A 23,017-nucleotide genomic window follows, 5' to 3' on the forward strand; every position below is an offset into this window, starting at 1 on the left:
GACAAGGTGGCAGCACCGAAGAAGGGCCGAAGGCCTGCGGGGGGCCAGAGCAGGCCGGGGCGTGCCCTGGCACTGATTCTGATCGCCATGGTCGCGCTCACGGGCGGAATGTTCTGGTCGGGGCACACCACTCCGCGCCTCGGCATCGACCTCGCTGGTGGTACGTCGATCACGCTCAAGGCGAAGGCCGAGCCGGGCAAGGAAGACGCCGTCAACGAGACCAACATGAACACCGCGGTCGGCATCATCGACCGCCGTGTCAACGGTCTCGGTGTCTCCGAGGCCGAGGTCCAGACGCAGGGCCGCGAGAACATCATCGTCAACATCCCCCGGGGCGTGGACGAGAAGCAGGCGCGTGAGCAGGTCGGTACGACCGCTCAGCTGCACTTCCGACCGGTACTGACCTGGGCTCCGAGCGGGCCGGTGACCCCGACGCCGTCCGGCAGCCCCACACCGTCCGGGTCCACGACGCCGTCCGCCGGCTCCTCCGCGAGCCCGTCGGCCACGTCCACGACGTCGGCCGGCCAGGGCGCGTCGGCCACTCCCTCCGCGGGTGCCACGCAGGGCCGCGCCGTCAGCGACGCCCTGAAGAAGGCGCCCAGCCCGGGCGCCACCGGCACCCCCGGCGCCACCACCTCGCCGGACGCCTCGAAGTCCCCGAACCCCACGGCGACGACCACGCCTCCGGCCGACGCGGCCAACGCGAAGCTGGAGCAGCAGTTCGCCGCGCTCGACTGCACTCCCAAGGCCGGGAAGGCCGGCGACAAGAAGGTCGTGCCCAACCCGGCACGCTCCGTTCCGCCGGAGCAGCCGACCGTCGCGTGCGGCCAGGAGGGTGACGCCAAGTACCTCCTCGGCCCGGCCGAGGTGGACGGCAAGGACGTCGACGACGCCCAGGGCGTCTTCGACCAGCAGCGCGGCATGTGGATCGTGAACATGGAGTTCACGAGCGAGGGCGCCAAGAAGTTCTCGAAGATCACCAGCAAGCTCTCGCAGCAGCAGGAGCCGCAGAACCAGTTCGCGATCGTGCTGGACGGCGAGGTCGTCTCGGCCCCGTCCGTGCGCACCACGCTGAGCGCCAACGCGGAGATCTCCGGCAGCTTCACCCAGCAGTCGGCCCAGGACCTCGGCAACATCCTGTCCTACGGAGCGCTGCCGCTCTCCTTCGACACCCAGAGCGTCGACACCGTCACCCCCGCCCTCGGCAGCGAGCAGCTCGAGGCGGGTCTGATCGCCGGTGCGATCGGTCTGGCCCTGGTCGTGATCTACCTCGTGGTCTACTACCGCGGCCTGTCGCTGATCGCCCTGCTCAGCCTCGCGGCCTCGGCGATCCTGACGTACACGATCATGTCCCTGCTCGGCCCGGCGATCGGCTTCGCGCTGAACCTGCCGGCCGTCTGTGGCGCCATCGTGGCCATCGGTATCACCGCGGACTCGTTCATCGTCTACTTCGAACGCATCCGCGACGAGATCCGCGAGGGCCGTACGCTCCGCCCGGCCGTCGAGCGTGCCTGGCCGCGGGCCCGGCGCACGATCCTGGTCTCCGACTTCGTGTCGTTCCTCGCCGCCGCGGTGCTCTTCGCCGTGACCGTCGGCAAGGTCCAGGGCTTCGCGTTCACGCTCGGCCTGACCACCCTGCTCGACGTGGTCGTGGTGTTCCTCTTCACCAAGCCGCTGATGACCATGCTCGCGCGCACCAAGTTCTTCGGCGAGGGCCACGCGTGGTCCGGTCTGGACCCGAAGCGGCTCGGCGCGAAGCCGCCGCTGCGTCGTTCCCGCCGTGTCTCCGCCCCTGCCGCTGGCTCCGTCGACCCGAAGGAGGCGTGAGATGGCGAAGAAGCGCGACAGTCTCGGCGCCCGGCTCAACCGCGGTGAGGTCGCCTACGACTTCATCGGCAACCGCAAGCTCTGGTACGGCCTGTCCATCCTGATCACCATCACGGCGATCGTGGCCCTCGCCGTGCGCGGTCTGAACATGGGCATCGAGTTCCAGGGCGGCGCCGTCTTCACCACCCCGAAGTCGGACGTCTCCGTCTCGCAGGCCCAGGAGTACGCCGAGGAGGCCTCCGGCCACGAGGCGGTCGTCCAGAAGCTCGGCAGCGGCGGCCTGCGCATCCAGGTCGGCAGTCTCGACACCGAGAAGTCCGACCAGGTCCGCGCGGAGCTCGCCAAGGACCTGAACCTCCCCGAGAGCAAGATCGCGGCGGAGCTGGTCGGTCCCAGCTGGGGTGAGCAGATCGCCAACAAGGCGTGGACCGGCCTCGGCGTCTTCATGTTCCTCGTGGTGATCTACCTGGCCATCGCCTTCGAGTGGCGGATGGCCGCCGCGGCGCTCGTCGCACTGATCCACGACCTCACCATCACCGTCGGCATCTACTCGCTCGTCGGCTTCGAGGTCACCGTCGGTACGGTGATCGGTCTGCTCACCATCCTCGGTTACTCCCTCTACGACACAGTGGTCGTCTTCGACTCCCTCAAGGAGGGCACGAACGGGATCACCAAGCAGACCCGCTTCACCTACAGCGAGATCGCCAACCGCTCGATCAACGGCACCCTGATCCGTTCGATCAACACCACCGTCGTCGCCCTGCTGCCGGTCGCCGGTCTGCTCTTCATCGGTGGCGGTGTCCTGGGCGCCGGCATGCTGAACGACATCTCGCTGTCGCTGTTCGTCGGCCTCGCCGCCGGCGCGTACTCCTCGATCTTCATCGCCACCCCGCTCGTCGCCGACCTCAAGGAGCGCGAGCCGGCGATGCGGGCGCTCAAGAAGCGGGTGCTCGCCAAGCGGGCCGCCGCGGCCGCGAAGGGCGAGCCCCTGGACGGAGACGAGGGCACCGACGGTGACGCGGGCTTCGAGGACGAGGCGGAGACCGCCGTCGTCGGCCAGCGCGCACGTCGTGGCCGCCCCTCGGAGCGCCGGGGATGACCGCGGAGGCGCAGGACACCGCCGGTCTGCTGCTCAGCCGGATCCGGGACATCCCCGACTACCCGAAGCCGGGTGTGCTGTTCAAGGACATCACCCCGCTGCTCGCGGACCCGGTGGCGTTCACGGCCCTGACCGACACCCTCGCCACGCTGTGCACCACGCACGGCGCGACGAAGATCGTCGGCCTGGAGGCGCGCGGCTTCATCCTCGCCGCACCGGTCGCCGTCCGCGCGGGGCTGGGCTTCATCCCGGTCCGCAAGGCCGGCAAGCTGCCCGGCGCGACGCTGAAGCAGGCGTACGAGCTGGAGTACGGCACCGCCGAGATCGAAGTGCACGCCGAGGACCTGGCCGCGGGCGACCGCGTCATGGTCATCGACGACGTCCTCGCCACCGGCGGCACCGCCGAGGCCTCCATCGGGCTCATCCGGCGGGCCGGCGCCGAGGTCGCGGGTGTCGCGGTCCTCATGGAGCTCGGCTTCCTGCCCGGGCGGGCCCGCCTGGAGCCCGCCCTGCGCGGCGCTCCGCTGGAGGCGCTGATCACGGTCTGACACCACACGCGAAGCGTGGGGTGAGGGGCGCTCCGGGGAATCCCCGGGGCGCCCCGGCCGTTTTCCCGGTATGTCCCGGAACGGGACCGTTGACGCGCGTGGTGCCCGTCTCACCGACTGCACGCGTGAGCACGGCGGCTCCCGGGTCGATACGATGGCCTTTCCGGGCCTGACCGGGGGACCCGGTACCGCACGAGGAGCGCTCTTGCCAGACGAGGCCCAGCCACTCTCCGCCGCGCAGCCCGACCCGCAGGCCGAGAAGGCCGCGGCGGGACCCGCGACGCCCCAGAACAAGCCCGCGGAGAGCACGCCCGCGCCCGTGGCGCCCGCCCCCGCACCGGCCCCGGCACCCGCCTCCGCGCCCAAGCCCGCGCCCGCCCCCGTGACCCGCTCCGGCGGCTCGTCCAACCGCGTGCGCGCCCGCCTCGCCCGCCTGGGCGTCCAGCGCTCCTCCCCGTACAACCCGGTCCTCGAACCGCTCCTGCGGATCGTCCGCTCCAACGACCCCAAGATCGAAACGGCCACTTTGCGCCAGATCGAGCGGGCCTACCAGGTCGCGGAGCGCTGGCACCGCGGCCAGAAGCGCAAGAGCGGCGACCCGTACATCACCCACCCGCTCGCCGTCACCACCATCCTCGCCGAGCTCGGCATGGACCCGGCGACCCTGATGGCCGGCCTCCTCCACGACACCGTCGAGGACACCGAGTACGGCCTGGAGGACCTGCGCCGCGACTTCGGCGACCAGGTCACACTCCTCGTCGACGGCGTCACCAAGCTCGACAAGGTCCGGTTCGGCGAGGCCGCGCAGGCCGAGACCGTCCGCAAGATGGTCGTCGCCATGGCCAAGGACCCGCGCGTCCTGGTCATCAAGCTCGCCGACCGCCTGCACAACATGCGCACCATGCGCTACCTCAAGCGGGAGAAGCAGGAGAAGAAGGCCCGCGAGACCCTCGAGATCTACGCGCCCCTGGCCCACCGCCTGGGCATGAACACCATCAAGTGGGAGCTGGAGGACCTCGCCTTCGCGATCCTCTACCCCAAGATGTACGACGAGATCGTCCGGCTCGTCGCCGAGCGCGCGCCCAAGCGCGACGAGTACCTCGCCATAGTGACCGACGAGGTCCAGTCCGACCTGCGCGCCGCCCGCATCAAGGCCACCGTCACCGGCCGGCCCAAGCACTACTACAGCGTCTACCAGAAGATGATCGTCCGCGGCCGTGACTTCGCGGAGATCTACGACCTGGTCGGCATCCGCGTCCTCGTGGACACCGTCCGCGACTGCTACGCGGCCCTCGGCACCGTCCACGCGCGATGGAACCCGGTCCCCGGCCGGTTCAAGGACTACATCGCGATGCCGAAGTTCAACATGTACCAGTCGCTGCACACGACGGTCATCGGACCCAACGGCAAGCCCGTCGAGCTGCAGATCCGTACGTTCGACATGCACCGCCGGGCCGAGTACGGCATCGCCGCGCACTGGAAGTACAAGCAGGAGGCCGTCGCCGGCGCCTCCAAGGTGCGCACGGATGTGCCGAAGAAGGCCGGCAAGGACGACCACATCAACGACATGGCGTGGCTGCGCCAGCTGCTCGACTGGCAGAAGGAGACCGAGGACCCCAGCGAGTTCCTGGAGTCCCTGCGCTTCGACCTGTCGCGCAACGAGGTCTTCGTCTTCACCCCCAAGGGCGATGTCATAGCGCTGCCGGCCGGGGCCACCCCCGTCGACTTCGCCTACGCCGTCCACACCGAGGTCGGCCACCGCACCATAGGAGCGCGGGTCAACGGGCGGCTCGTCCCGCTCGAATCGACCCTCGACAACGGCGACCTGGTGGAGGTCTTCACCTCCAAGGCGGCGGGCGCCGGCCCGTCCCGCGACTGGCTCGGCTTCGTCAAGTCCCCGCGGGCCCGCAACAAGATCCGCGCCTGGTTCTCCAAGGAGCGCCGCGACGAGGCGATCGAGCAGGGCAAGGACGCCATCGCGCGGGCCATGCGCAAGCAGAACCTGCCGATCCAGCGGATCCTGACCGGCGACTCGCTCGTGACGCTCGCCCACGAGATGCGGTACACCGACATCTCCTCGCTGTACGCGGCGATCGGCGAGGGCCATGTCACGGCCCAGTCCATCGTCCAGAAGCTGGTGCAGGCCCTCGGCGGCGAAGAGGCGGCCAACGAGGACCTCGTCGAGACCGCCCCGCCCACGCGCGGCCGCACCAAGCGCCGCTCCAGCGCCGACCCCGGTGTCGTCGTCAAGGGCGTCGAGGACGTCTGGGTCAAGCTGGCCCGCTGCTGCACTCCCGTACCCGGCGACCCGATCATCGGCTTCGTCACCCGCGGCAGTGGCGTATCGGTTCACCGCAGCGACTGCGTCAACGTCGAGTCGCTCTCGCGCGAGCCGGAGCGCATCCTCGAGGTCGAGTGGGCGCCCACCCAGTCCTCGGTCTTCCTGGTCGCCATCCAGGTCGAGGCGCTCGACCGCTCCCGGCTGCTCTCCGACGTCACCCGGGTCCTCTCGGACCAGCACGTCAACATCCTGTCGGCGGCCGTCCAGACCTCCCGGGACCGCGTGGCCACGTCCCGCTTCACCTTCGAGATGGGCGACCCGAAGCACCTCGGGCACGTCCTGAAGGCCGTACGGGGCGTCGAGGGCGTCTACGACGTCTACCGCGTCACCTCGGCCCGCCGGCCGTAACAGCGCGTACGGCGCGTACGGCGCGTACGGCGCCCACGGCGTGTACGAGAAGGGCCCCGGTACCTGTGCGGAGGTACCGGGGCCCTTCTCGTACGTACGGGAACTACGTCAGCCGCCGAACTCCTGCAGGCCCTTCAGCGCCTGGTCCAGAAGCGCCTGCCGGCCCTCCAGCTCACGCGCCAGCTTGTCGGCCTTGGCGTCGTTGCCCGCCGCGCGGGCCGTGTCGATCTGCTTCTGCAGCTTGTCGACCGCGTCCTGCAGCTGGCCCGTCAGACCCGCGGCACGCGCGCGTGCCTCCGGGTTCGTCCGGCGCCACTCCGACTCCTCGGCCTCCTGGATCGCCCGCTCCACCGCGTGCATCCGGCCCTCGACCTTCGGCCGGGCGTCGCGCGGAACGTGACCGATGGCCTCCCAGCGCTCGTTGATGGAGCGGAAGGCCGCACGCGCCGCCTTCAGATCCGCCACGGGCACCAGCTTCTCGGCCTCGACCGCGAGCTCCTCCTTCAGCTTGAGGTTCTCGGTCTGCTCCGCGTCCCGCTCGGCGAAGACCTCGCCGCGCGCCGCGAAGAACACGTCCTGGGCGCCGCGGAAGCGGTTCCACAGGTCGTCCTCGTGCTCGCGCTGGGCGCGGCCCACGGCCTTCCACTCCGCCATCAGCTCGCGGTAGCGGGCCGCCGTGCCACCCCAGTCCGTGGAGCTCGAGAGCGACTCGGCCTCCGCGACCAGCTTCTCCTTGGCCTTGCGGGCCTCCTCGCGCTGCGCGTCCAGCTGGGCGAAGTGCGCCTTGCGGCGCTTGGAGAACGCCGAGCGGGCGTGCGAGAAGCGGTGCCACAGCTCGTCGTCGGACTTCCGGTCGAGCCGGGGGAGGCCCTTCCAGGTGTCCACGAGCGCGCGCAGCCGCTCGCCGGCGGCCCGCCACTGCTCGCTCTGCGCCAGCTCCTCGGCCTCCTTGACCAGAGCCTCCTTGGCGCCGCGCGCCTCGTCGGTCTGCTTGGCCTTCTGGACCTTGCGCTCCTCGCGGCGCGACTCGACCGTCTCGACCAGCTTGTCGAGCCGTGCGCTCAGCGCGGCGAGGTCGCCCACGGCGTGATGCTCGTCGACCTGCTGCCGGATGTGGTCGATCGCGGCAGTGGCGTCCTTCGCCGAGAGGTCGGTGGTCTTCACCCGCTTCTCGAGGAGGCCGATCTCGACAACCAAGCCCTCGTACTTGCGCTCGAAGTAGGCCAGTGCCTCCTCGGGAGTGCCGGCCTGCCACGATCCGACGACCTTCTCGCCCTCGGCAGTACGCACGTACACGGTGCCCGTCTCGTCGACGCGGCCCCACGGGTCGCTGCTCACAGCGCCTCCTCCACATGATGCCGACGAGGGGGTTGTGCCCCCTGGGCATCGTCCACAGTTTTCCGGGGCGGGCAGCGCCCGCCCTCCACAACGCCAATCTAGGCGAACCGTCGCCCGGCTGTCCGCACTCAGCGCGACCGAAATTGGACGGTCGCGCCTCGGATCACTGCTTGACGACCGTGGCCTTCTCGACGGTGACGGCCTTCTTGGGCGCGCCGTCGGTGGCACCGCCCTCGACACCGCCCTTCGCGACCTCCTGGACGGCCTTCAGACCGGCCGCGTCGATCGTGCCGAAGGGGGTGAACTGCGGAGGCAGCTTGGTGTCCTTGTACACGAGGAAGAACTGGCTGCCGCCGGTGTTCGGCTGCATCGTGTTCGCCATCGCCACGGTCCCCGCCGGGAAGGTGACCGAGCCGTCCGCGCCCGCCTTGCCCAGCGCGTCCAGGTTCTCGTCCGGGATGGTGTAGCCAGGGCCGCCGGTGCCGTCGCCCTTCGGGTCACCGCACTGCAGGACGAAGATGCCCTGCGTGGTGAGCCGGTGGCACTTCGTCCCGTCGAAGTACTTCTTGTCCGCGAGGTACTTGAAGGAGTTGACGGTGTGCGGGGTCTTCGCCGCGTCCATCGTGACCTTGATGTCGCCCTCGTTCGTCTTCAGGGACATCGTGTACGTGGCCTTCTGGTCGATGGCCATCGCCGGCTCGGGCGTCGCCGACGCGCTCGCCGAGGGCGTCGGGGTGCCCGCCGCGTCGTCGGCACCCTTGCCGTCGCCGTCGGTCAGCGAGACCGAGGCGTAGACCGCGCCTCCGGCGGCGAGCACGACGGCCAGCGAGGCGGCGATGACCGTGTTGCGGCGCCGGGCCTTCTGCCGCGCCTCCTGCCGCCGCTGCTGCTGCCGTACGTACTTCTCCCTGGCGAGCTGCCGCCGTCGCTGATCGCTGCTGACCACCGGGTCTGCTCCTTGTCGCTCGTCTGTTCCTGTCCTGGCCGGGTGTGCCCGTACCGTATACGGGTTGGCTGTGGAATACGCAGCGCCGGTAGGCTCTGATCTGCCGCTTCCGCTCCGTCGCACCCCTGCGCCGGACGACATTTAAGGACGATCGTGCTGATTGCCGGGTTCCCCGCCGGGGCCTGGGGGACCAACTGCTATCTGGTCGCCCCCGCCGCAGGCGAGGAGTGCGTGATCATCGACCCGGGCCACCAGGCCGCCCAGGGAGTCGAGGAGACGCTCAAGAAGCATCGGCTCAAGCCCGTCGCCGTGGTCCTCACCCATGGACACCTCGACCATGTCGCCTCCGTCGTCCCGGTCTGCGGCGCCCATGACGTGCCCGCGTGGATCCACCCCGCCGACCGGTACATGATGAGCGACCCCGAGAAGGCCCTCGGCCGCTCCATCGGGATGCCCCTCATGGGCGAGCTGACCGTGGGCGAGCCGGACGACGTGCACGAGCTCACCGACGGCGCGAAGCTGGACCTCGCCGGACTGGAGTTCTCCGTCGCCCATGCGCCCGGTCATACCAAGGGGTCGGTGACGTTCAGGATGCCCGCGAATCCGGAGATTCCCTCCGTGTTCTTCTCCGGGGATCTGCTGTTCGCCGGCTCCATCGGACGCACCGACCTGCCCGGCGGTGACATGGACGAGATGCTCGAGTCGCTGGCCCGCGTGTGCCTGCCGCTCGAGGACTCGACCGTGGTGCTGTCGGGACACGGTCCCCAGACGACCATCGGCCAGGAGCGCGCCACCAACCCGTATCTGCGGGACGTGGCCGTAGGCCGCCGAGAGCGGGGCAGCACGAAGGCTCCCCGACGAGGAATGTGACGAGAACGCCGTGAGCACCTTCAAGGCCCCCAAGGGCACGTACGACCTGATTCCGCCGTACTCCGCGAAGTACCTGGCGGTGCGGGACGCCATCTCCGGACCGCTGCGGAAGTCCGGCTACGGCTACATCGAGACCCCCGGCTTCGAGGACGTCAACCTCTTCGCGCGCGGTGTCGGCGAGTCCACCGACATCGTGACCAAGGAGATGTACACCCTCACCACGAAGGGCGGCTCCGAGCTCGCCCTCCGCCCCGAGGGCACCGCCTCCGTGCTGCGCGCCGCCCTGGAGGCGAGCCTGCACAAGCAGGGCAACCTGCCGGTCAAGCTCTGGTACTCCGGCTCGTACTACCGCTACGAGCGTCCGCAGAAGGGCCGCTACAGGCACTTCTCCCAGGTCGGTGCCGAGGCCATCGGTGCCGAGGACCCGGCGCTCGACGCCGAGCTGATCATCCTGGCCGACCAGGCGTACCGCTCGCTGGGCCTGCGGAACTTCCGCATCCTGCTGAACTCGCTCGGCGACAAGGAGTGCCGCCCCGTCTACCGCGAGGCCCTGCAGACCTTCCTGCGCGGCCTCGACCTCGACGAGGACACCCTGCGCCGCGCCGACATCAACCCGCTCCGGGTCCTCGACGACAAGCGCGAGTCCGTGCAGAAGCAGCTGGTCGGCGCGCCGCTGCTGCGCGACTACCTGTGCGACGCGTGCAAGACGTACCACGAGGAGGTGCGCGCGCTGATCACCGCGGCGGGCGTGGTTTTCGAGGACGACCCCAAGCTGGTGCGCGGCCTGGACTACTACACGCGGACCACCTTCGAGTTCGTCCACGACGGCCTGGGCTCGCAGTCCGCGGTCGGCGGCGGCGGTCGCTACGACGGCCTCTCCGAGATGATCGGCGGCCCGGTGCTTCCGTCGGTCGGCTGGGCGCTCGGTGTGGACCGCACGGTCCTCGCCCTGGAGGCCGAGGGCGTGGAGCTGGACATTCCGGCGACCACCAGCGTCTTCGCGGTGGCCATCGGCGAGGAGGCGCGCCGCGTCCTCTTCGGCAAGGTCACCGAGCTTCGCAAGGCCGGGATCGCCGCGGACTTCGCCTTCGGCGGCAAGGGCCTGAAGGGCGCGATGAAGGACGCCAACCGCTCGGGAGCGCGCTTCACCGTGGTCGCCGGCGAGCGCGACCTCGCCGAGGGAGTCGTCCAGCTCAAGGACATGGAGTCCGGCGAGCAGGAGGCGGTCGCCCTGGGCGCGCTGGTCGAGGCGGTCCGGGCGAAGCTGGCCTGACCCGCGTCCGTACGCATGGAGGGGCCCGGACCGCGACAAGCGGCCCGGGCCCCTTTCCGTCCGGCTCCGCGGGTCCGGCCCGAGTGCCAGACCCGCCACCGGGGTTCATCGCAGGGTGAGCGGGGTCTCGGATGCGACGTGGGTCAGCTTCTCGGGGTTGCGGACGTAGTAGAGGCCGGTGATGCGGGCGTCCTCGACATGGACCGCCATGATGCCGTCGAACTCGCCGTCCAGGCGTACGAGGAGTGCCGGCCTGCCGTTGACCACCGTGGGAGCGACGGTGATCGGGAGCTTGTTCTTGCTGAGACCGCCGAGCACGAAGCGGGTCACCTTCTCGGCGCCGGTGATCGGCCGCAGCGCCGCCTGCTTGACGCCGCCGCCGTCGCTCACCAGGACCACGTCCGGGGCGAGCACGTCGAGGAGGTCCTGCGGGTTCCCGGTCTCGAGCGCCCGGTGGAACGACTCCAGAGCCGCCCGGGTCTCGCTCGGGGAGACCACCGTACGAGGGCGCCGGGCGTCGACGTGCCGGCGGGCGCGGTGCGCGATCTGACGGACGGCCGCCGGGCTCTTGTCGACGGCGGCCGCGATCTCGTCGTAGCCGACGTCGAAGGCCTCGCGCAGCACGAAGACGGCGCGCTCGGTCGGCGACAGCGTCTCGAGGACGAGCATCATCGCCATCGACACGCTCTCGGCGAGCTCGACGTCCTCGGCCACGTCCGGCGCCGTGAGCATCGGTTCGGGCAGCCACTGGCCGACGTACGCCTCCCTGCGGCGCTTCATGGTGCGCAGCCGGTTGAGCGACTGCCGGGTCGTGATCCGGACCAGGTAGGCGCGCTGGTCGCTCACCTGCTCCAGGTCGACCTTGACCCAGCGCAGCCAGGTCTCCTGGAGGACGTCCTCGGCGTCGGCGGCCGAGCCGAGCATCTCGTACGCGACGGTGAAGAGCAGATTGCGGTGGGCGACGAACGCTTCGGTCGCCGGGTCAGTGGTGGGATGGTCGCTCATCTCTCGACCCCTTTCCTGGCTAGGCGGTCCGTCCAGCGGTGGCAGGCGCCTCGCCGCGCCTGGCCTGCAGGATCTGCCGGCGCTTGGCACCTCCTGACACGCGGTGCAAGCCGTACGAGCCGGGCTTGTGCGCCTCGTCGGCCAGATGCTTGACGATGCCCTTGCACACGAACTCCTTGAGCCTCGCGCCGGGGCGACCGTCGATGTGGAACCACACCGCGACGTCGTACCGGTGGGCGAACTGGAAGATGCCGGCGCGTCGCCCCAGGCTGATGCACTGGCCGGCGAACGTCTGGTTGAGGGTCGAGGGCCGCTCGCCCGCGATCCGGCTGAGCACCGTGTCGGCGGCCCGCGCGCCCAGCGGCATCGCGGCCTGGCAGCTCATCCGCAGCGGCAGGTCCGACGGCGCCGCCGAGTCGCCGGCCGCGACGATGCGTGCGTCGTCCACGCTGGTCAGCGTCTCGTCCGTGAGCAGGCGGCCCAGGGCGTCGGTGCTCAGCCCGCTGCGCACGGCGAGGTCCGGCACGCCGAATCCGGCGGTCCAGATGGTCACCTTGCTCGGCAGCTCGCGGCCGTCGCCGAGCCGCACGGTGTCGCGGCTCACGGCCGTCACCTTGGTGTCGGGACCGTCGAGCACGGTCACACCGAGTTCGGTCAGCCGCTTGGCCACCGAGCGCCGGCCTCGCGGATGCAGGTACGGGCCGAGTACCCCGCCGCAGACGAGGGTCACGGTACGGCCCGCCTCCGCCAGCTCGGCGGCGGTCTCGATGCCGGTCGGACCGGCTCCGACGACCGTCACCGCGGCCGTCGCGGGCGCGGCGTCGAGGATCGGCCGCAGCCGCTCCGCCTCCTCGAAGGTGGCGATCGGGTAGGCGAACTCGGCGGCCCCGGGCACCTGCGGGTCGGCGCTGCCACTGCCCACCGCGTAGATCAGATAGTCGTAGCCGACCGTGTCGCCCGACGCCAGCGCCAGGCTGCGCCCGGCGGCGTCGATCCAGGTCACGGTGTCGACCACCAGCCGGACGCCCTCGCGCAGCACCTCCCGGTAGTCGACGACCGCGTCGTCGGACCCGCCCACCAGCTGGTGCAGGCGGATCCGCTCGACGAAGGTCCGGCGCGGGTTGATCAGGGTCACGGTCACGTCGCCGCGCTGCGTCAGACGGTTGGCCGCCATGACGCCCGCGTAACCGCCGCCGATCACGACCACATCGGTGTTCCCGGTCATGGTGTCTCCTCCGCTTCACGTGGGTTCGACCTCTAGACACCGCAGGATCGATCCCTGTGACAGCATGTGAGGCAGATCACTCCAGAGGTGTGGCCGGCGGCCCTCGTTCTTATGTCCATCGAACGGTGGACGGGGGCCCTTGTACGGCACAATGACCGTGCCCAGCAGCCAGCGAGTGATGGAACGGCGATATGACGAACGCAGCGGTGGACGACCCGGCACGCGGCACGATCGGCGCGAGCCGCGCTCTCGCCTGGCTGCTGGTGATCACCGGGGCCGCCGGACTGCTCGCCTCCTGGATCATCACGATCGACAAGTTCAAGCTCCTCGAGGACCCGAACTTCACCCCGGGCTGCAGTCTCAACCCGATCGTGTCCTGCGGCAACATCATGAAGAGCGAGCAGGCCTCGGCCTTCGGCTTCCCGAACCCCATGCTCGGCCTCGTCACCTACGCGATGGTGATCGCCATCGGCGTGGGCCTCCTCGCCGGCGCCCGCTACCGCCGCTGGTACTGGCTGGGGCTGAACGCCGGCACGCTGTTCGGCGTCGGCTTCTGCACCTGGCTGATGTACCAGTCGCTGTACGAGATCAACGCGCTCTGCCTGTGGTGCTCCCTGGCCTGGGTCGCCACAATCGTCATGTTCTGGTACGTGACCTCGCACAACGTCCGCAAGGGTGTCATCCCCGCCCCCGGCGGCCTGAAGACCTTCTTCGACGAGTTCACCTGGGTGCTGCCCGTCCTGCACGTCGGGATCATCGGCATGCTGATCCTGACGCGCTGGTGGGACTTCTGGACCAGCTGACCGCCGTCGCGGCCGACCGTGTTGTCAGTGGCGTGACCTAGGCTTCATGACCGTGGAGCCCGACCTCTTTACCGCAGCCGCCGAAGAACGCCAGGAGAAGGACCCGTCCAGCAGCCCCCTGGCCGTCCGGATGCGTCCGCGCACCCTCGACGAGGTCCTCGGCCAGAAGCACCTGCTGAAGCCGGGGTCGCCGCTGCGCCGGCTCGTCGGCGAGGGCGACGGGGGTCCGGCGGGCGCCTCGTCCGTGATCCTCTGGGGGCCGCCGGGCATCGGCAAGACGACCCTCGCGTACGTGGTCTCCAAGGCGACCAACAAGCGTTTCGTGGAGCTCTCCGCGATCACGGCGGGCGTCAAGGAGGTCCGGGCGGTCATCGACGGAGCCCGCCGGGCGGCCGGGGGCTACGGCAAGGAGACCGTCCTCTTCCTCGACGAGATCCACCGCTTCTCCAAGGCCCAGCAGGACTCGCTGCTCCCGGCGGTGGAGAACCGCTGGGTGACGCTGATCGCCGCGACGACGGAGAACCCGTACTTCTCGATCATCTCCCCCCTGCTCTCCCGCTCCCTGCTGCTCACGCTCGAACCGCTCACCGACGACGACCTGCGCGATCTGCTGAAGCGGGCCCTCACCGAGGACCGGGGGCTCGGCGGGGCGGTCGCCCTGCCGGAGGACGCCGAGGCGCATCTGCTGCGGATCGCCGGCGGCGACGCGCGGCGGGCGCTGACCGCCCTGGAGGCGGCCGCGGGCTCGGCCATCGCCAAGCGCGAGCCGGAGATCACGCTCCAGACGGTCGAGGAGACCGTCGACCGGGCGGCCGTGAAGTACGACAGGGACGGCGACCAGCACTACGACGTGGCCAGTGCGCTCATCAAGTCGATCCGCGGCTCGGACGTGGACGCGGCGCTGCACTATCTGGCCCGGATGATCGAGGCGGGGGAGGACCCCCGGTTCATCGCCCGCCGCCTGATGATCTCGGCCAGCGAGGACATCGGCCTGGCCGACCCGACCGCCCTGCCCACGGCCGTGGCGGCGGCCCAGGCCGTCGCCATGATCGGCTTTCCCGAGGCCGCGCTGACGCTGAGCCATGCCACGATCGCCCTGGCCCTGGCCCCGAAGTCGAACGCGGCGACCCTCGCGATCTCCGCGGCCCAGGCGGACGTCCGCAACGGCCTGGCGGGCCCGGTCCCGCCGCACCTGCGTGACGGCCACTACAAGGGCGCGGCCAAACTGGGCCACGCCCAGGGGTACGTCTATCCGCACGACGTCCCGGGCGGCATCGCGGCCCAGCAGTACGCCCCGGACGCCGTCCACGGCAGGCGCTACTACGAGCCGACCCGCTACGGCGCGGAGGCGCGGTACGCGGACGTGGTGGAGAAGGTGCGGGAGCGGTTGCGGGGCGAGGGCGGCTGACGCCGGACCTCAGGAGCGGGCCGCTTCGAAGAGGCGGTGCATCTCGCGCCGCAGCTCGCTGACGTCCCGTACCGGCTCGGGGAAGTCGAAGCGCGCGTCGAAGCAGTGGTGCGGCCCGGCGCTGAAGCGGATGCGCAGCCCGAAGCGGTCGAGCGCCAGCGGGGCCACGTCACGCGTCGGCACGAGGGCCGCCGAGCGCTCGCCGAGCAGACCGCTCAGCTCGCGCACCTGCTCCCCGTGGGCCGCGTGCAGATGCTGCAGCAATTCGGTCTCGTGGGCGTGCAGGGGATCGGGGGAGGCCGCGGCGAATTCCTCCGGCTGCACCTCGCCGGCGCCCCACAGATCGTCCACGCTGGCCTCGCTCACCTCCAGGCGCAGCATCATCCGGCCGGGTTCGGCGACGCCCGGCAGGCAGGTGAGCCAGCCGGAGACCCAGGCGCGGCCGCGGATACGGTGGGGGACGGAGACCGGTGCCACGTCGGTGAGCTCCAGGACGACCGGCAGCTCGTCGTCCTGGGCGTGCGTGGCGGCCCGCACCGGCGGGGCGTCGGCGGGGAAGAGCAGGAAGATCTCGCCGTCCGGTCCGACCGCGCGGGCCTCCGGGGTCAGCTGCTCGGGGCGGGTGGCGTCGGCCCCCGGAATCAACAGCACCGCGGAGCATGTACTCTGTACGAGAGTTCGTGTGCGCTCGGCTGCTGACGGCATCCGCGCGATTTCAAGCCCGCTGGGACGCGGCTGACCATGAGCTGATCGGACCTCCGTCACGTGACCGGCTCCATGAGAGCCGGCGTCGGCCCCGCGTACTGCGGGGAGGCCGGCGTCGTCGGTTCCTTCCACGGAATCGACCTTCTTCGTGATGTCCGTGATGCGACTGGTGTTCCCAGGGCGAGACATGCGATCTCCTTGAGTAAGGTGAGCCTAACCTAACCTACAACGGAGGTCTGGAGAACGTGCCTAACCAGTCGCGTCCCAAGGTCAAGAAGTCTCGCGCGCTCGGTATCGCGCTGACGCCGAAGGCTGTCAAGTACTTCGAAGCCCGCCCGTACCCGCCGGGCGAGCACGGCCGTGGCCGCAAGCAGAACTCGGACTACAAGGTCCGTCTGCTCGAGAAGCAGCGCCTGCGCGCTCAGTACGACATCAGCGAGCGCCAGATGGCGCGCGCCTACGACCGCGCCAAGAAGGCCGAAGGCAAGACGGGCGAGGCGCTGGTCGTCGAGCTCGAGCGTCGCCTCGACGCCCTGGTCCTGCGTTCGGGCATCGCCCGCACCATCTACCAGGCCCGCCAGATGGTCGTGCACGGTCACATCCAGGTCAACGGCCAGAAGGTCGACAAGCCGTCCTTCCGCGTCCGTCCGGACGACGTCGTGATGGTCCGCGAGCGCTCCCGCGAGAAGCCCCTGTTCCAGGTTGCCCGCGAGGGTGGCTTCGCCGCCGACGGTGAGACCCCGCGCTACCTGCAGGTCAACCTGAAGGCCCTGGCCTTCCGCCTCGACCGCGACCCGAACCGCAAGGAAATCCCGGTCATCTGCGACGAGCAGCTGGTCGTCGAGTACTACGCCCGCTGATCCAGCCGGCTCAGTACCACCCACGCGGTGTTCAGCCCGCCGCTTCCCCGCCCTTACCGGTGGGGGAGCCGGCGGGCTTCCGCGTTCCCGGGGCCAGGACCGTCGTCGTACGGAACGGCCGCGGCGAGTGCGGACCCGCGCGGTGTGTGGCCGGATTCCACCGCTTGCTCAGCGCCCGTTCCACCGTCGCGTCCAGCGAGAGCCGCTGCCCCTCCCGCACCGCCGCCCCGTAGCGCTCCGCCCCGAGCAGCTCACCCGCCTGCCGCTCGCACAGCGCCCGCGCCCCGTTGAAGTGACCCGAGCCGAACAGCTGCAGGCCCACCGAGTCCCACACCGGCAACGTGGCGCCCTGAAGCACCGCCGCCTCCGCCGGATCGCCCTCGCTCGCCGTCACCAGCGCCAGCAGCTCGATCGCCAGGACCAGACCCACCAGATCGTGGAAGGTGTGGTTGATCGTGACGCACTCGGTGAGCAGCTCCCGCGCCTCGCCGTGATCGCCCCCGGTCCACGCCGCGTACGCCAGCACATAGAGCGCGTACGCCCTGGTCCAGCGCTCGCCACGCTCCTCGCAGATCTCCCGTACCTCCGCGCACAGCGCGACCGCGCCCTCCAGATCGCCCTGGAAGACCCGGGCCATCGCCAGCTCGACCTGCCCCATCAGCACGTTGCTGTTCAGCTCGCCGAGCTCCCGGTACTGCTCCAGGGCCCGGCCGATCAGCTCCTCCGCCCGGGGCATGTCGTCCGAGAGCAGCGCGAGACAGCCCATCCGATGCGTGGCGTACGCCTCCGCCACCGCGTTCCCGGCCGAGCGGGCCCGCTCGCCGCACTCGTGCAGCGCCGCCACGGCCGCCGTGCCGTCCCCCTGCAGGATCGCCACATAGCCGAGCACCCACAGCGCCTTCAGCCGGGCGTCCGCGTGCTCGCAGTGCTCCGGTCCGAGAGCCAGCGCCCGCTCCAGCCAGTGCCGGCCTTCCGACAGACGCCCGCACCCCACCCAGGAGAACCAGAGCGTCCCCGCGAGATGCTGCGCCAGATGGGCCTCGCCCGGCCGTTCCAGACAGAGCTCCAGGGCCGCGCGCAGATTGGGCAGCGCCGCGTCCGTACAGGCCGCGACCTCGGCCTGGCGCGGGCTGAACCACTCCAGCTCGCACCACGTGGCCAGCCCCATGTACCAGTCGCGGTGCCGACGGCGCATGCGCTCGGTGTCGCCGAGGGCCGCGAGCCACTCCGCGCCGTACGCGGCGACCGTATCCAATATCCGATATCTCGGACCCGCCGCGGTGTCCTCCCGCGCGACCAGCGACTGGGCGAGCAGGCCGCCGAGCGCCTCCAGGACCCGCTCCGGAGGAAGATCCGGACCGCCGCAGACGTACTCCACCGCCTCCAGGTCGAACGGCCCGGCGAAGACCGAGAGCCGCGCCCACAGCAGCCGCTCCTCCGGCGTGCACAGCTCATGACTCCAGCCGATCGCCGTCCGCAGCGTCTGATGACGGGGCAGCGCCCCGCGCGCCCCGTCCGTGAGCAGCCGGAACCGGTCGTGGAGCCGGTCCAGCATCCCCTCCACCGTGAGCAGGGGCATCCTGGCGGCCGCCAGCTCCAGCGCCAGCGGAATCCCGTCGAGCCGCCGGCACAGCTCGAGCACGGCGGCGCTCTCGAAGGTCCCGGTCGCGCCGCCCGGGCCTCCGGCGGCCGCCGCGCGGTCCCCGAAGAGACGCACCGCGTCCTCGTCGCCCATCGGCGCCAGCGTGAACACCGCCTCCCCGTCCACGCGCAGCGGGCGGCGGCCCACCGCGAGCACGGTGAGCCCGGGGGAGCGCCGCAGCAGCTCCCGTACCAGCGGGGCGCACTCCTCGACGAGGTGCTCGAAACCGTCCACGACCAGGAGCAGCCGGCGCTCCGCGAGATGGTCGGTGAGCGTCTTGAGCGGCGGGCGCAGCGTGTGGTCGGTCAGCCCCAGCGCCTCGACCAGGGCGAGGGCCACCAGATCCGGGTCGCGCAGCGCCGAGAGATCGGCCAGCCAGACCCCGTCGACGTACCGTTTCGCCGCCGCGGAGGCGGCTCCCAGGGCGAGCCGGGTCTTGCCGACACCGCCCACCCCGACGACCGTGACCAGGCGGAAGTCCCCGAGGAGCCGGTGCAGTTCGTCCCACTCGCCGGCCCGCCCGATGAACCGGTTCAGCTCCGCCGGGAGATTGCTCCTTCGCATGGAACACGGAGCGTACTCATCCGCACGCACTCCGTACAATCGGATCGGGCAAGTCCCCGCTCGGGAGCCGCGATGCACCCCCCTAATGCGGTACGGGGAAAGACCGCGGGCGCGATAGGGTCGGAGGACGACTTTTGGCAAGGGCCCAACGACAGCAGAGAGCGGTGCGGAGTGACCGGTGGAGAGGTTGCCGGGATTCTGGTGGCCGTGTTCTGGGCGATTCTGGTCTCCTTCCTCGCCGTGGTTCTGGTGAGGCTGGCGCAGACGCTCAAGGCGACCACCAAGCTGGTGGCGGACGTGACCGAGCAGGCCGTCCCGCTGCTCAGCGACGCCTCCGCCACCGTGCGGTCGGCACAGACCCAGCTCGACCGGGTCGACGCGATCGCCTCGGACGTCCAGGAGGTCACCTCCAACGCCTCGGCGCTCTCCACCACCGTCGCCTCCACCTTCGGCGGCCCGCTCGTCAAGGTCGCGGCCTTCGGCTACGGGGTGCGCAGGGCGCTCGGCCGCAGCCGTGAGGACGCGCCGCCGGCGCCCGCGCGCCGTACCGTCGTCGTCGGTCGTACCGTGCCGGCCGCGAGGCGCCGGAAGCAGAAGGGCTGAGCCGCGATGTTCCGCCGCACGTTCTGGTTCACCGCAGGCGCCGCAGCCGGCGTGTGGGCCACCACCAAGGTCAACCGGAAGCTGAAGCAGCTGACCCCGGAGAGCCTCGCCGCGCAGGCGGCGAACAAGGCGATCGAGACCGGCCACCGCCTGAAGGACTTCGCCCTCGACGTGAGGGCCGGCATGGTCCAGCGGGAGGCCGAACTGGGCGAGGCGCTCGGCCTGGAGGCACCGGTCGACGCTCCCGTGAACCGAGAGCTCCCGGGGCCGCGCCGCAGGTCCGCGCTCGCCCCCACCCCGAACACCACCACGACCACGTATTCGTACAACCGGAATGAGGACCACTGATGGAGTCGGCTGAAATCCGCCGCCGCTGGCTGAGCTTCTTCGAGGAGCGCGGGCACACCGTCGTGCCTTCGGCGTCGCTCATCGCGGACGACCCGACTCTGCTTCTGGTCCCCGCCGGCATGGTTCCCTTCAAGCCGTACTTCCTCGGCGAGGTGAAGCCGCCGTTCTCGCGCGCCTCCAGCGTGCAGAAGTGCGTGCGCACGCCGGACATCGAGGAGGTCGGCAAGACCACCCGTCACGGCACGTTCTTCCAGATGTGCGGCAACTTCTCCTTCGGCGACTACTTCAAGGAAGGCGCCATCAAGCTCGCCTGGGAGCTGCTGACCACCGCGGTGGAGCACGGCGGCTACGGGCTGGAGCCGGAGAAGCTCTGGATCACTGTCTACCAGGAGGACGACGAGGCCGAGCAGATCTGGCGCGACGTCGTCGGCGTCCCCGCCGAGCGCATCCAGCGCCTCGGCAAGAAGGACAACTACTGGTCGATGGGCGTCCCCGGCCCCTGCGGTCCGTGCTCCGAGATCAACTACGACCGCGGCCCCGAGTTCGGCGTCGAGGGCGGCCCGGCCGTCAACGACGAGCGGTACGTGGAGATCTGGAACCTGGTCTTCATGCAGTACGAGCGCGGCGAGGGCACCGGCAAGGAGGACTTCCCGATCCTCGGCGAGCTGCCGTCCAAGAACATCGACACCGGCCTCGGCCTCGAGCGCCTCGCGATGATCCTGCAGGGCGTACAGAACATGTACGAGACCGACACCCTCCAGGTCGTCATCGACAAGGCCACCGAACTCACCGGCGTCGCCTACGGCAAGGCCCACGAGAGCGACGTCTCGCTGCGCGTGGTCGCCGACCACATGCGTACGTCCGTGATGCTCATCGGCGACGGCGTCACCCCGGGCAACGAGGGCCGCGGCTACGTGCTGCGCCGCATCATGCGCCGCGCCATCCGCAACATGCGCCTGCTGGGCGCCACGGGCCCGGTCGTCCAGGACCTGGTCGACGTGGTCATCAACACCATGGGCGAGCAGTACCCGGAGCTCGTCACCGACCGCAAGCGGATCGAGACCGTCGCGCTGGCCGAGGAGGCCCGCTTCCTCAAGACGCTCAACGCCGGCTCGAACGTGCTCGACGGCGCCGTCAACGAGACCAAGGCCGCCGGCAGCACCGTCCTGCCCGGCGACAAGGCGTTCCTGCTCCACGACACCTGGGGCTTCCCGATCGACCTGACCCTGGAGATCGCCGCCGAGCAGGGTCTCTCCGTCGACGAGGCCGGCTTCCGCCGCCTGATGCAGGAGCAGCGGGACAAGGCCAAGGCCGACGCCAAGGCCAAGAAGACCGGCCACGCCGACGTCGCCGCCTACCGCGAGATCGCGGACGGCAACGGCGCCACCGAGTTCACCGGCTACACCAACACCGAGGGCGAGACCACCGTCGTCGGCCTGCTGGTCAACGGTGTCCCCTCGCCGGCCGCCTCCGAGGGCGACGAGGTCGAGGTCGTCCTCGACCGCACCCCGTTCTACGCCGAGGGCGGCGGCCAGCTCGCCGACCAGGGCCGCATCCGCCTGCACAGCGGCGCCGTCATCGAGGTCCGCGACGTGCAGCAGCCGGTCCCCGGCGTCTCCGTGCACAAGGGCTCCGTCCAGGTCGGCGAGGTGACCATCGGCTCCACCGCCTACGCCGCCATCGACGTCCGCCGCCGCCGGGCCATCGCCCGCGCCCACTCGGCCACGCACCTCACGCACCAGGCGCTGCGCGACGCGCTCGGCCCGACGGCCGCCCAGGCCGGCTCGGAGAACTCGCCCGGCCGCTTCCGCTTCGACTTCGGCTCGCCCAACGCCGTGCCCGGCGCGGTCCTGACGGACGTCGAGCAGAAGATCAACGAGGTCCTCGCCCGCGAGCTCGACGTGCACGCCGAGGTCATGCCGATCGACGAGGCCAAGCGCCAGGGTGCCATCGCCGAGTTCGGCGAGAAGTACGGCGAGAAGGTCCGCGTCGTCACCATCGGCGACTTCTCCAAGGAGCTGTGCGGCGGTACGCACGTCCACAACACCGCCCAGCTGGGCCTGGTGAAGCTGCTCGGCGAGTCGTCCATCGGCAGTGGCGTGCGCCGTGTCGAGGCCCTCGTCGGTGTCGACGCGTACAACTTCCTCGCCCGTGAGCACACGGTCGTCGCCCAGCTCCAGGAGCTGGTCAAGGGACGTCCCGAGGAGCTTCCGGAGAAGATCTCCTCCATGCTCGGCAAGCTGAAGGACGCCGAGAAGGAGATCGAGAAGTTCCGCGCCGAGAAGGTCCTGCAGGCCGCCGCCGGTCTCGTCGAGGGCGCCAAGGACATCCGCGGCGTCGCGCTCGTCACCGGCCAGGTTCCGGACGGCACGTCCGCCGACGACCTGCGCAAGCTGGTCCTCGACGTCCGCGGCCGGCTGGACAATCTTTCCGGGGCGGGCGACCGCCCGGCCGTCGTGGCCCTGTTCACCACCGCCAACGGCCGCCCGCTGACGGTCATCGCCACCAACGAGGCCGCCCGCGAGCGCGGTCTCAAGGCCGGCGAGCTGGTCCGTACCGCCGCGAAGACCCTCGGCGGCGGCGGTGGCGGCAAGCCGGACGTCGCCCAGGGCGGCGGCCAGAACCCCGAGGCGATCGGCGAGGCCATCGAGGCTGTCGAGCGTGCCGTGGTGGAGACCTCGTGAGCGACGTCCGTGCGGCCACCGGGTCGCGGTCGACGACGATGCCCGCACTGGTGCGCCGCTCGGGCGGAGAAGCGAACAATGGGGGAGGGGCGTGACGATGCGCCGCGGTCGTCGTCTCGCGATCGACGTCGGGGACGCCCGGATCGGGGTCGCCTCGTGCGACCCCGACGGGGTCCTCGCCACGCCGGTGGAGACCGTGCCGGGACGTGACGTCCCGGCCGCCCACCGGCGGTTGAGGCAGATCGTCGAGGAGTACGAACCGATCGAGGTCGTGGTCGGCCTCCCTCGCTCCCTCTCCGGGGGCGAGGGCCCGGCCGCGGCCAAGGTCCGGCGCTTCGCCCAGGAGCTGGCGAAGGGCATCGCCCCGGTGCCGGTCCGCCTGGTCGACGAGCGGATGACGACGGTGACGGCCACGCAGGGGCTGCGGGCCTCGGGGGTGAAGGCGAAGAAGGGGCGGTCCGTCATCGATCAGGCCGCCGCGGTGATCATCCTTCAGAACGCTCTTGAGTCCGAACGGGTATCAGGTAATCCGCCCGGCGAGGGCGTCGAAGTGGTCATCTGATCGCGATACGGTAACGTT

Annotated in this window: 19 protein-coding genes; 13 read left to right on the forward strand and 6 right to left on the reverse strand. The window is 70.6% G+C overall.

Translation table 11 applies throughout. The features are described 5' to 3' along the window. Window positions 1-6 precede the first annotated feature (6 nt). From secD to FDM97_RS12650, 4 genes are all read left to right on the forward strand, one after another. A complete protein-coding gene (gene secD / locus FDM97_RS12635; protein WP_137990508.1) occupies window positions 7-1,827 on the forward strand; it encodes a protein translocase subunit SecD in 1,821 nt (606 codons plus the stop codon). A 1-nt stretch (window position 1,828) separates the two neighbouring features. Then, window positions 1,829-2,926 (forward strand): protein translocase subunit SecF, encoded by a 1,098-nt coding sequence (secF, locus tag FDM97_RS12640; RefSeq protein ID WP_137990509.1) that lies wholly within the window; start codon window positions 1,829-1,831, stop codon window positions 2,924-2,926. Continuing rightward, a complete protein-coding gene (locus FDM97_RS12645) occupies window positions 2,923-3,474 on the forward strand; it encodes an adenine phosphoribosyltransferase (RefSeq protein WP_137990510.1) in 552 nt (183 codons plus the stop codon). The genes secF and FDM97_RS12645 overlap by 4 nt, the downstream gene beginning before the upstream one ends. Window positions 3,475-3,679: 205 nt before the next feature. Continuing rightward, window positions 3,680-6,163, forward strand: a complete 2,484-nt coding sequence (locus tag FDM97_RS12650) for a RelA/SpoT family protein (RefSeq protein ID WP_137990511.1) — start codon at window positions 3,680-3,682, stop codon at window positions 6,161-6,163. A 108-nt stretch (window positions 6,164-6,271) separates the two neighbouring features. On the opposite strand, the gene FDM97_RS12655 is transcribed toward FDM97_RS12650, so the two are convergent. Then, window positions 6,272-7,501, reverse strand: coding sequence for a DUF349 domain-containing protein (locus FDM97_RS12655; RefSeq protein WP_137990512.1), 1,230 nt, complete (start codon window positions 7,499-7,501; stop codon window positions 6,272-6,274). Window positions 7,502-7,664: 163 nt separating this feature from the next. Beyond that, the gene (locus tag FDM97_RS12660) at window positions 7,665-8,447 is read right to left on the reverse strand and encodes a peptidylprolyl isomerase (protein ID WP_137990513.1); all 783 of its coding nucleotides are present in this window, start codon (window positions 8,445-8,447) and stop codon (window positions 7,665-7,667) included. 153 nt (window positions 8,448-8,600) lie between these two features. Between FDM97_RS12660 and FDM97_RS12665 the strand changes: the two genes are divergently transcribed. Further along, window positions 8,601-9,317, forward strand: coding sequence for an MBL fold metallo-hydrolase (locus FDM97_RS12665; RefSeq protein ID WP_137990514.1), 717 nt, complete (start codon window positions 8,601-8,603; stop codon window positions 9,315-9,317). 10 nt (window positions 9,318-9,327) lie between these two features. After that, window positions 9,328-10,590: a histidine--tRNA ligase gene (gene hisS / locus FDM97_RS12670; protein WP_137990515.1), complete on the forward strand. Its 1,263-nt coding sequence runs from the start codon at window positions 9,328-9,330 to the stop codon at window positions 10,588-10,590. Between the two features lie 105 nt (window positions 10,591-10,695). Here hisS and FDM97_RS12675 read toward each other — a convergent pair whose 3' ends face one another. Both FDM97_RS12675 and FDM97_RS12680 read right to left on the reverse strand, forming a co-directional pair. After that, a complete protein-coding gene (locus tag FDM97_RS12675; RefSeq protein ID WP_137990516.1) occupies window positions 10,696-11,595 on the reverse strand; it encodes an RNA polymerase sigma-70 factor in 900 nt (299 codons plus the stop codon). Window positions 11,596-11,614: 19 nt separating this feature from the next. Beyond that, the gene (locus FDM97_RS12680) at window positions 11,615-12,820 is read right to left on the reverse strand and encodes an NAD(P)/FAD-dependent oxidoreductase (RefSeq protein ID WP_137990517.1); all 1,206 of its coding nucleotides are present in this window, start codon (window positions 12,818-12,820) and stop codon (window positions 11,615-11,617) included. 191 nt (window positions 12,821-13,011) lie between these two features. On the opposite strand from FDM97_RS12680, the gene FDM97_RS12685 reads away from it, so the two are divergent. Further along, window positions 13,012-13,623 (forward strand): vitamin K epoxide reductase family protein, encoded by a 612-nt coding sequence (locus FDM97_RS12685; RefSeq protein WP_137990518.1) that lies wholly within the window; start codon window positions 13,012-13,014, stop codon window positions 13,621-13,623. A 52-nt stretch (window positions 13,624-13,675) separates the two neighbouring features. After that, window positions 13,676-15,031, forward strand: coding sequence for a replication-associated recombination protein A (locus FDM97_RS12690; protein ID WP_137994786.1), 1,356 nt, complete (start codon window positions 13,676-13,678; stop codon window positions 15,029-15,031). A gap of 9 nt (window positions 15,032-15,040) precedes the next feature. On the opposite strand, the gene FDM97_RS12695 is transcribed toward FDM97_RS12690, so the two are convergent. After that, window positions 15,041-15,736 carry a DUF2470 domain-containing protein gene (locus FDM97_RS12695; protein WP_137990519.1) on the reverse strand — a complete coding sequence of 232 codons (696 nt, stop codon included), beginning with the start codon at window positions 15,734-15,736 and terminating at the stop codon, window positions 15,041-15,043. Between the two features lie 245 nt (window positions 15,737-15,981). Here FDM97_RS12695 and rpsD point away from each other — a divergent pair, with 245 nt between their 5' ends. Continuing rightward, entirely contained in the window at window positions 15,982-16,596 is a 615-nt protein-coding gene (gene rpsD / locus FDM97_RS12700; RefSeq protein WP_137990520.1) for a 30S ribosomal protein S4, read from the forward strand. 31 nt (window positions 16,597-16,627) lie between these two features. Here rpsD and FDM97_RS12705 read toward each other — a convergent pair whose 3' ends face one another. Next, window positions 16,628-18,802: an ATP-binding protein gene (locus FDM97_RS12705; RefSeq protein WP_137990521.1), complete on the reverse strand. Its 2,175-nt coding sequence runs from the start codon at window positions 18,800-18,802 to the stop codon at window positions 16,628-16,630. A 171-nt stretch (window positions 18,803-18,973) separates the two neighbouring features. Here FDM97_RS12705 and FDM97_RS12710 point away from each other — a divergent pair, with 171 nt between their 5' ends. The 4 genes from FDM97_RS12710 to ruvX all read left to right on the forward strand — a co-directional run bounded on the left by FDM97_RS12710 (window position 18,974) and on the right by ruvX (window position 22,999). Next, a complete protein-coding gene (locus FDM97_RS12710; RefSeq protein ID WP_137990522.1) occupies window positions 18,974-19,405 on the forward strand; it encodes a DUF948 domain-containing protein in 432 nt (143 codons plus the stop codon). 6 nt (window positions 19,406-19,411) lie between these two features. After that, window positions 19,412-19,753: a DUF6167 family protein gene (locus FDM97_RS12715; protein ID WP_137990523.1), complete on the forward strand. Its 342-nt coding sequence runs from the start codon at window positions 19,412-19,414 to the stop codon at window positions 19,751-19,753. After that, the gene (gene alaS, locus FDM97_RS12720; protein ID WP_137990524.1) at window positions 19,753-22,437 is read left to right on the forward strand and encodes an alanine--tRNA ligase; all 2,685 of its coding nucleotides are present in this window, start codon (window positions 19,753-19,755) and stop codon (window positions 22,435-22,437) included. Before FDM97_RS12715 ends, alaS begins: the two co-directional genes overlap by 1 nt. Window positions 22,438-22,534: 97 nt before the next feature. Continuing rightward, complete coding sequence (gene ruvX / locus FDM97_RS12725) at window positions 22,535-22,999, forward strand: Holliday junction resolvase RuvX (RefSeq protein WP_137994787.1); 465 nt, start codon at window positions 22,535-22,537, stop codon at window positions 22,997-22,999. Window positions 23,000-23,017 lie beyond the last annotated feature (18 nt).

Origin of the sequence: Streptomyces vilmorinianum, from assembly GCF_005517195.1 — a bacterium.
GTDB lineage: Bacteria > Actinomycetota > Actinomycetes > Streptomycetales > Streptomycetaceae > Streptomyces > Streptomyces vilmorinianum.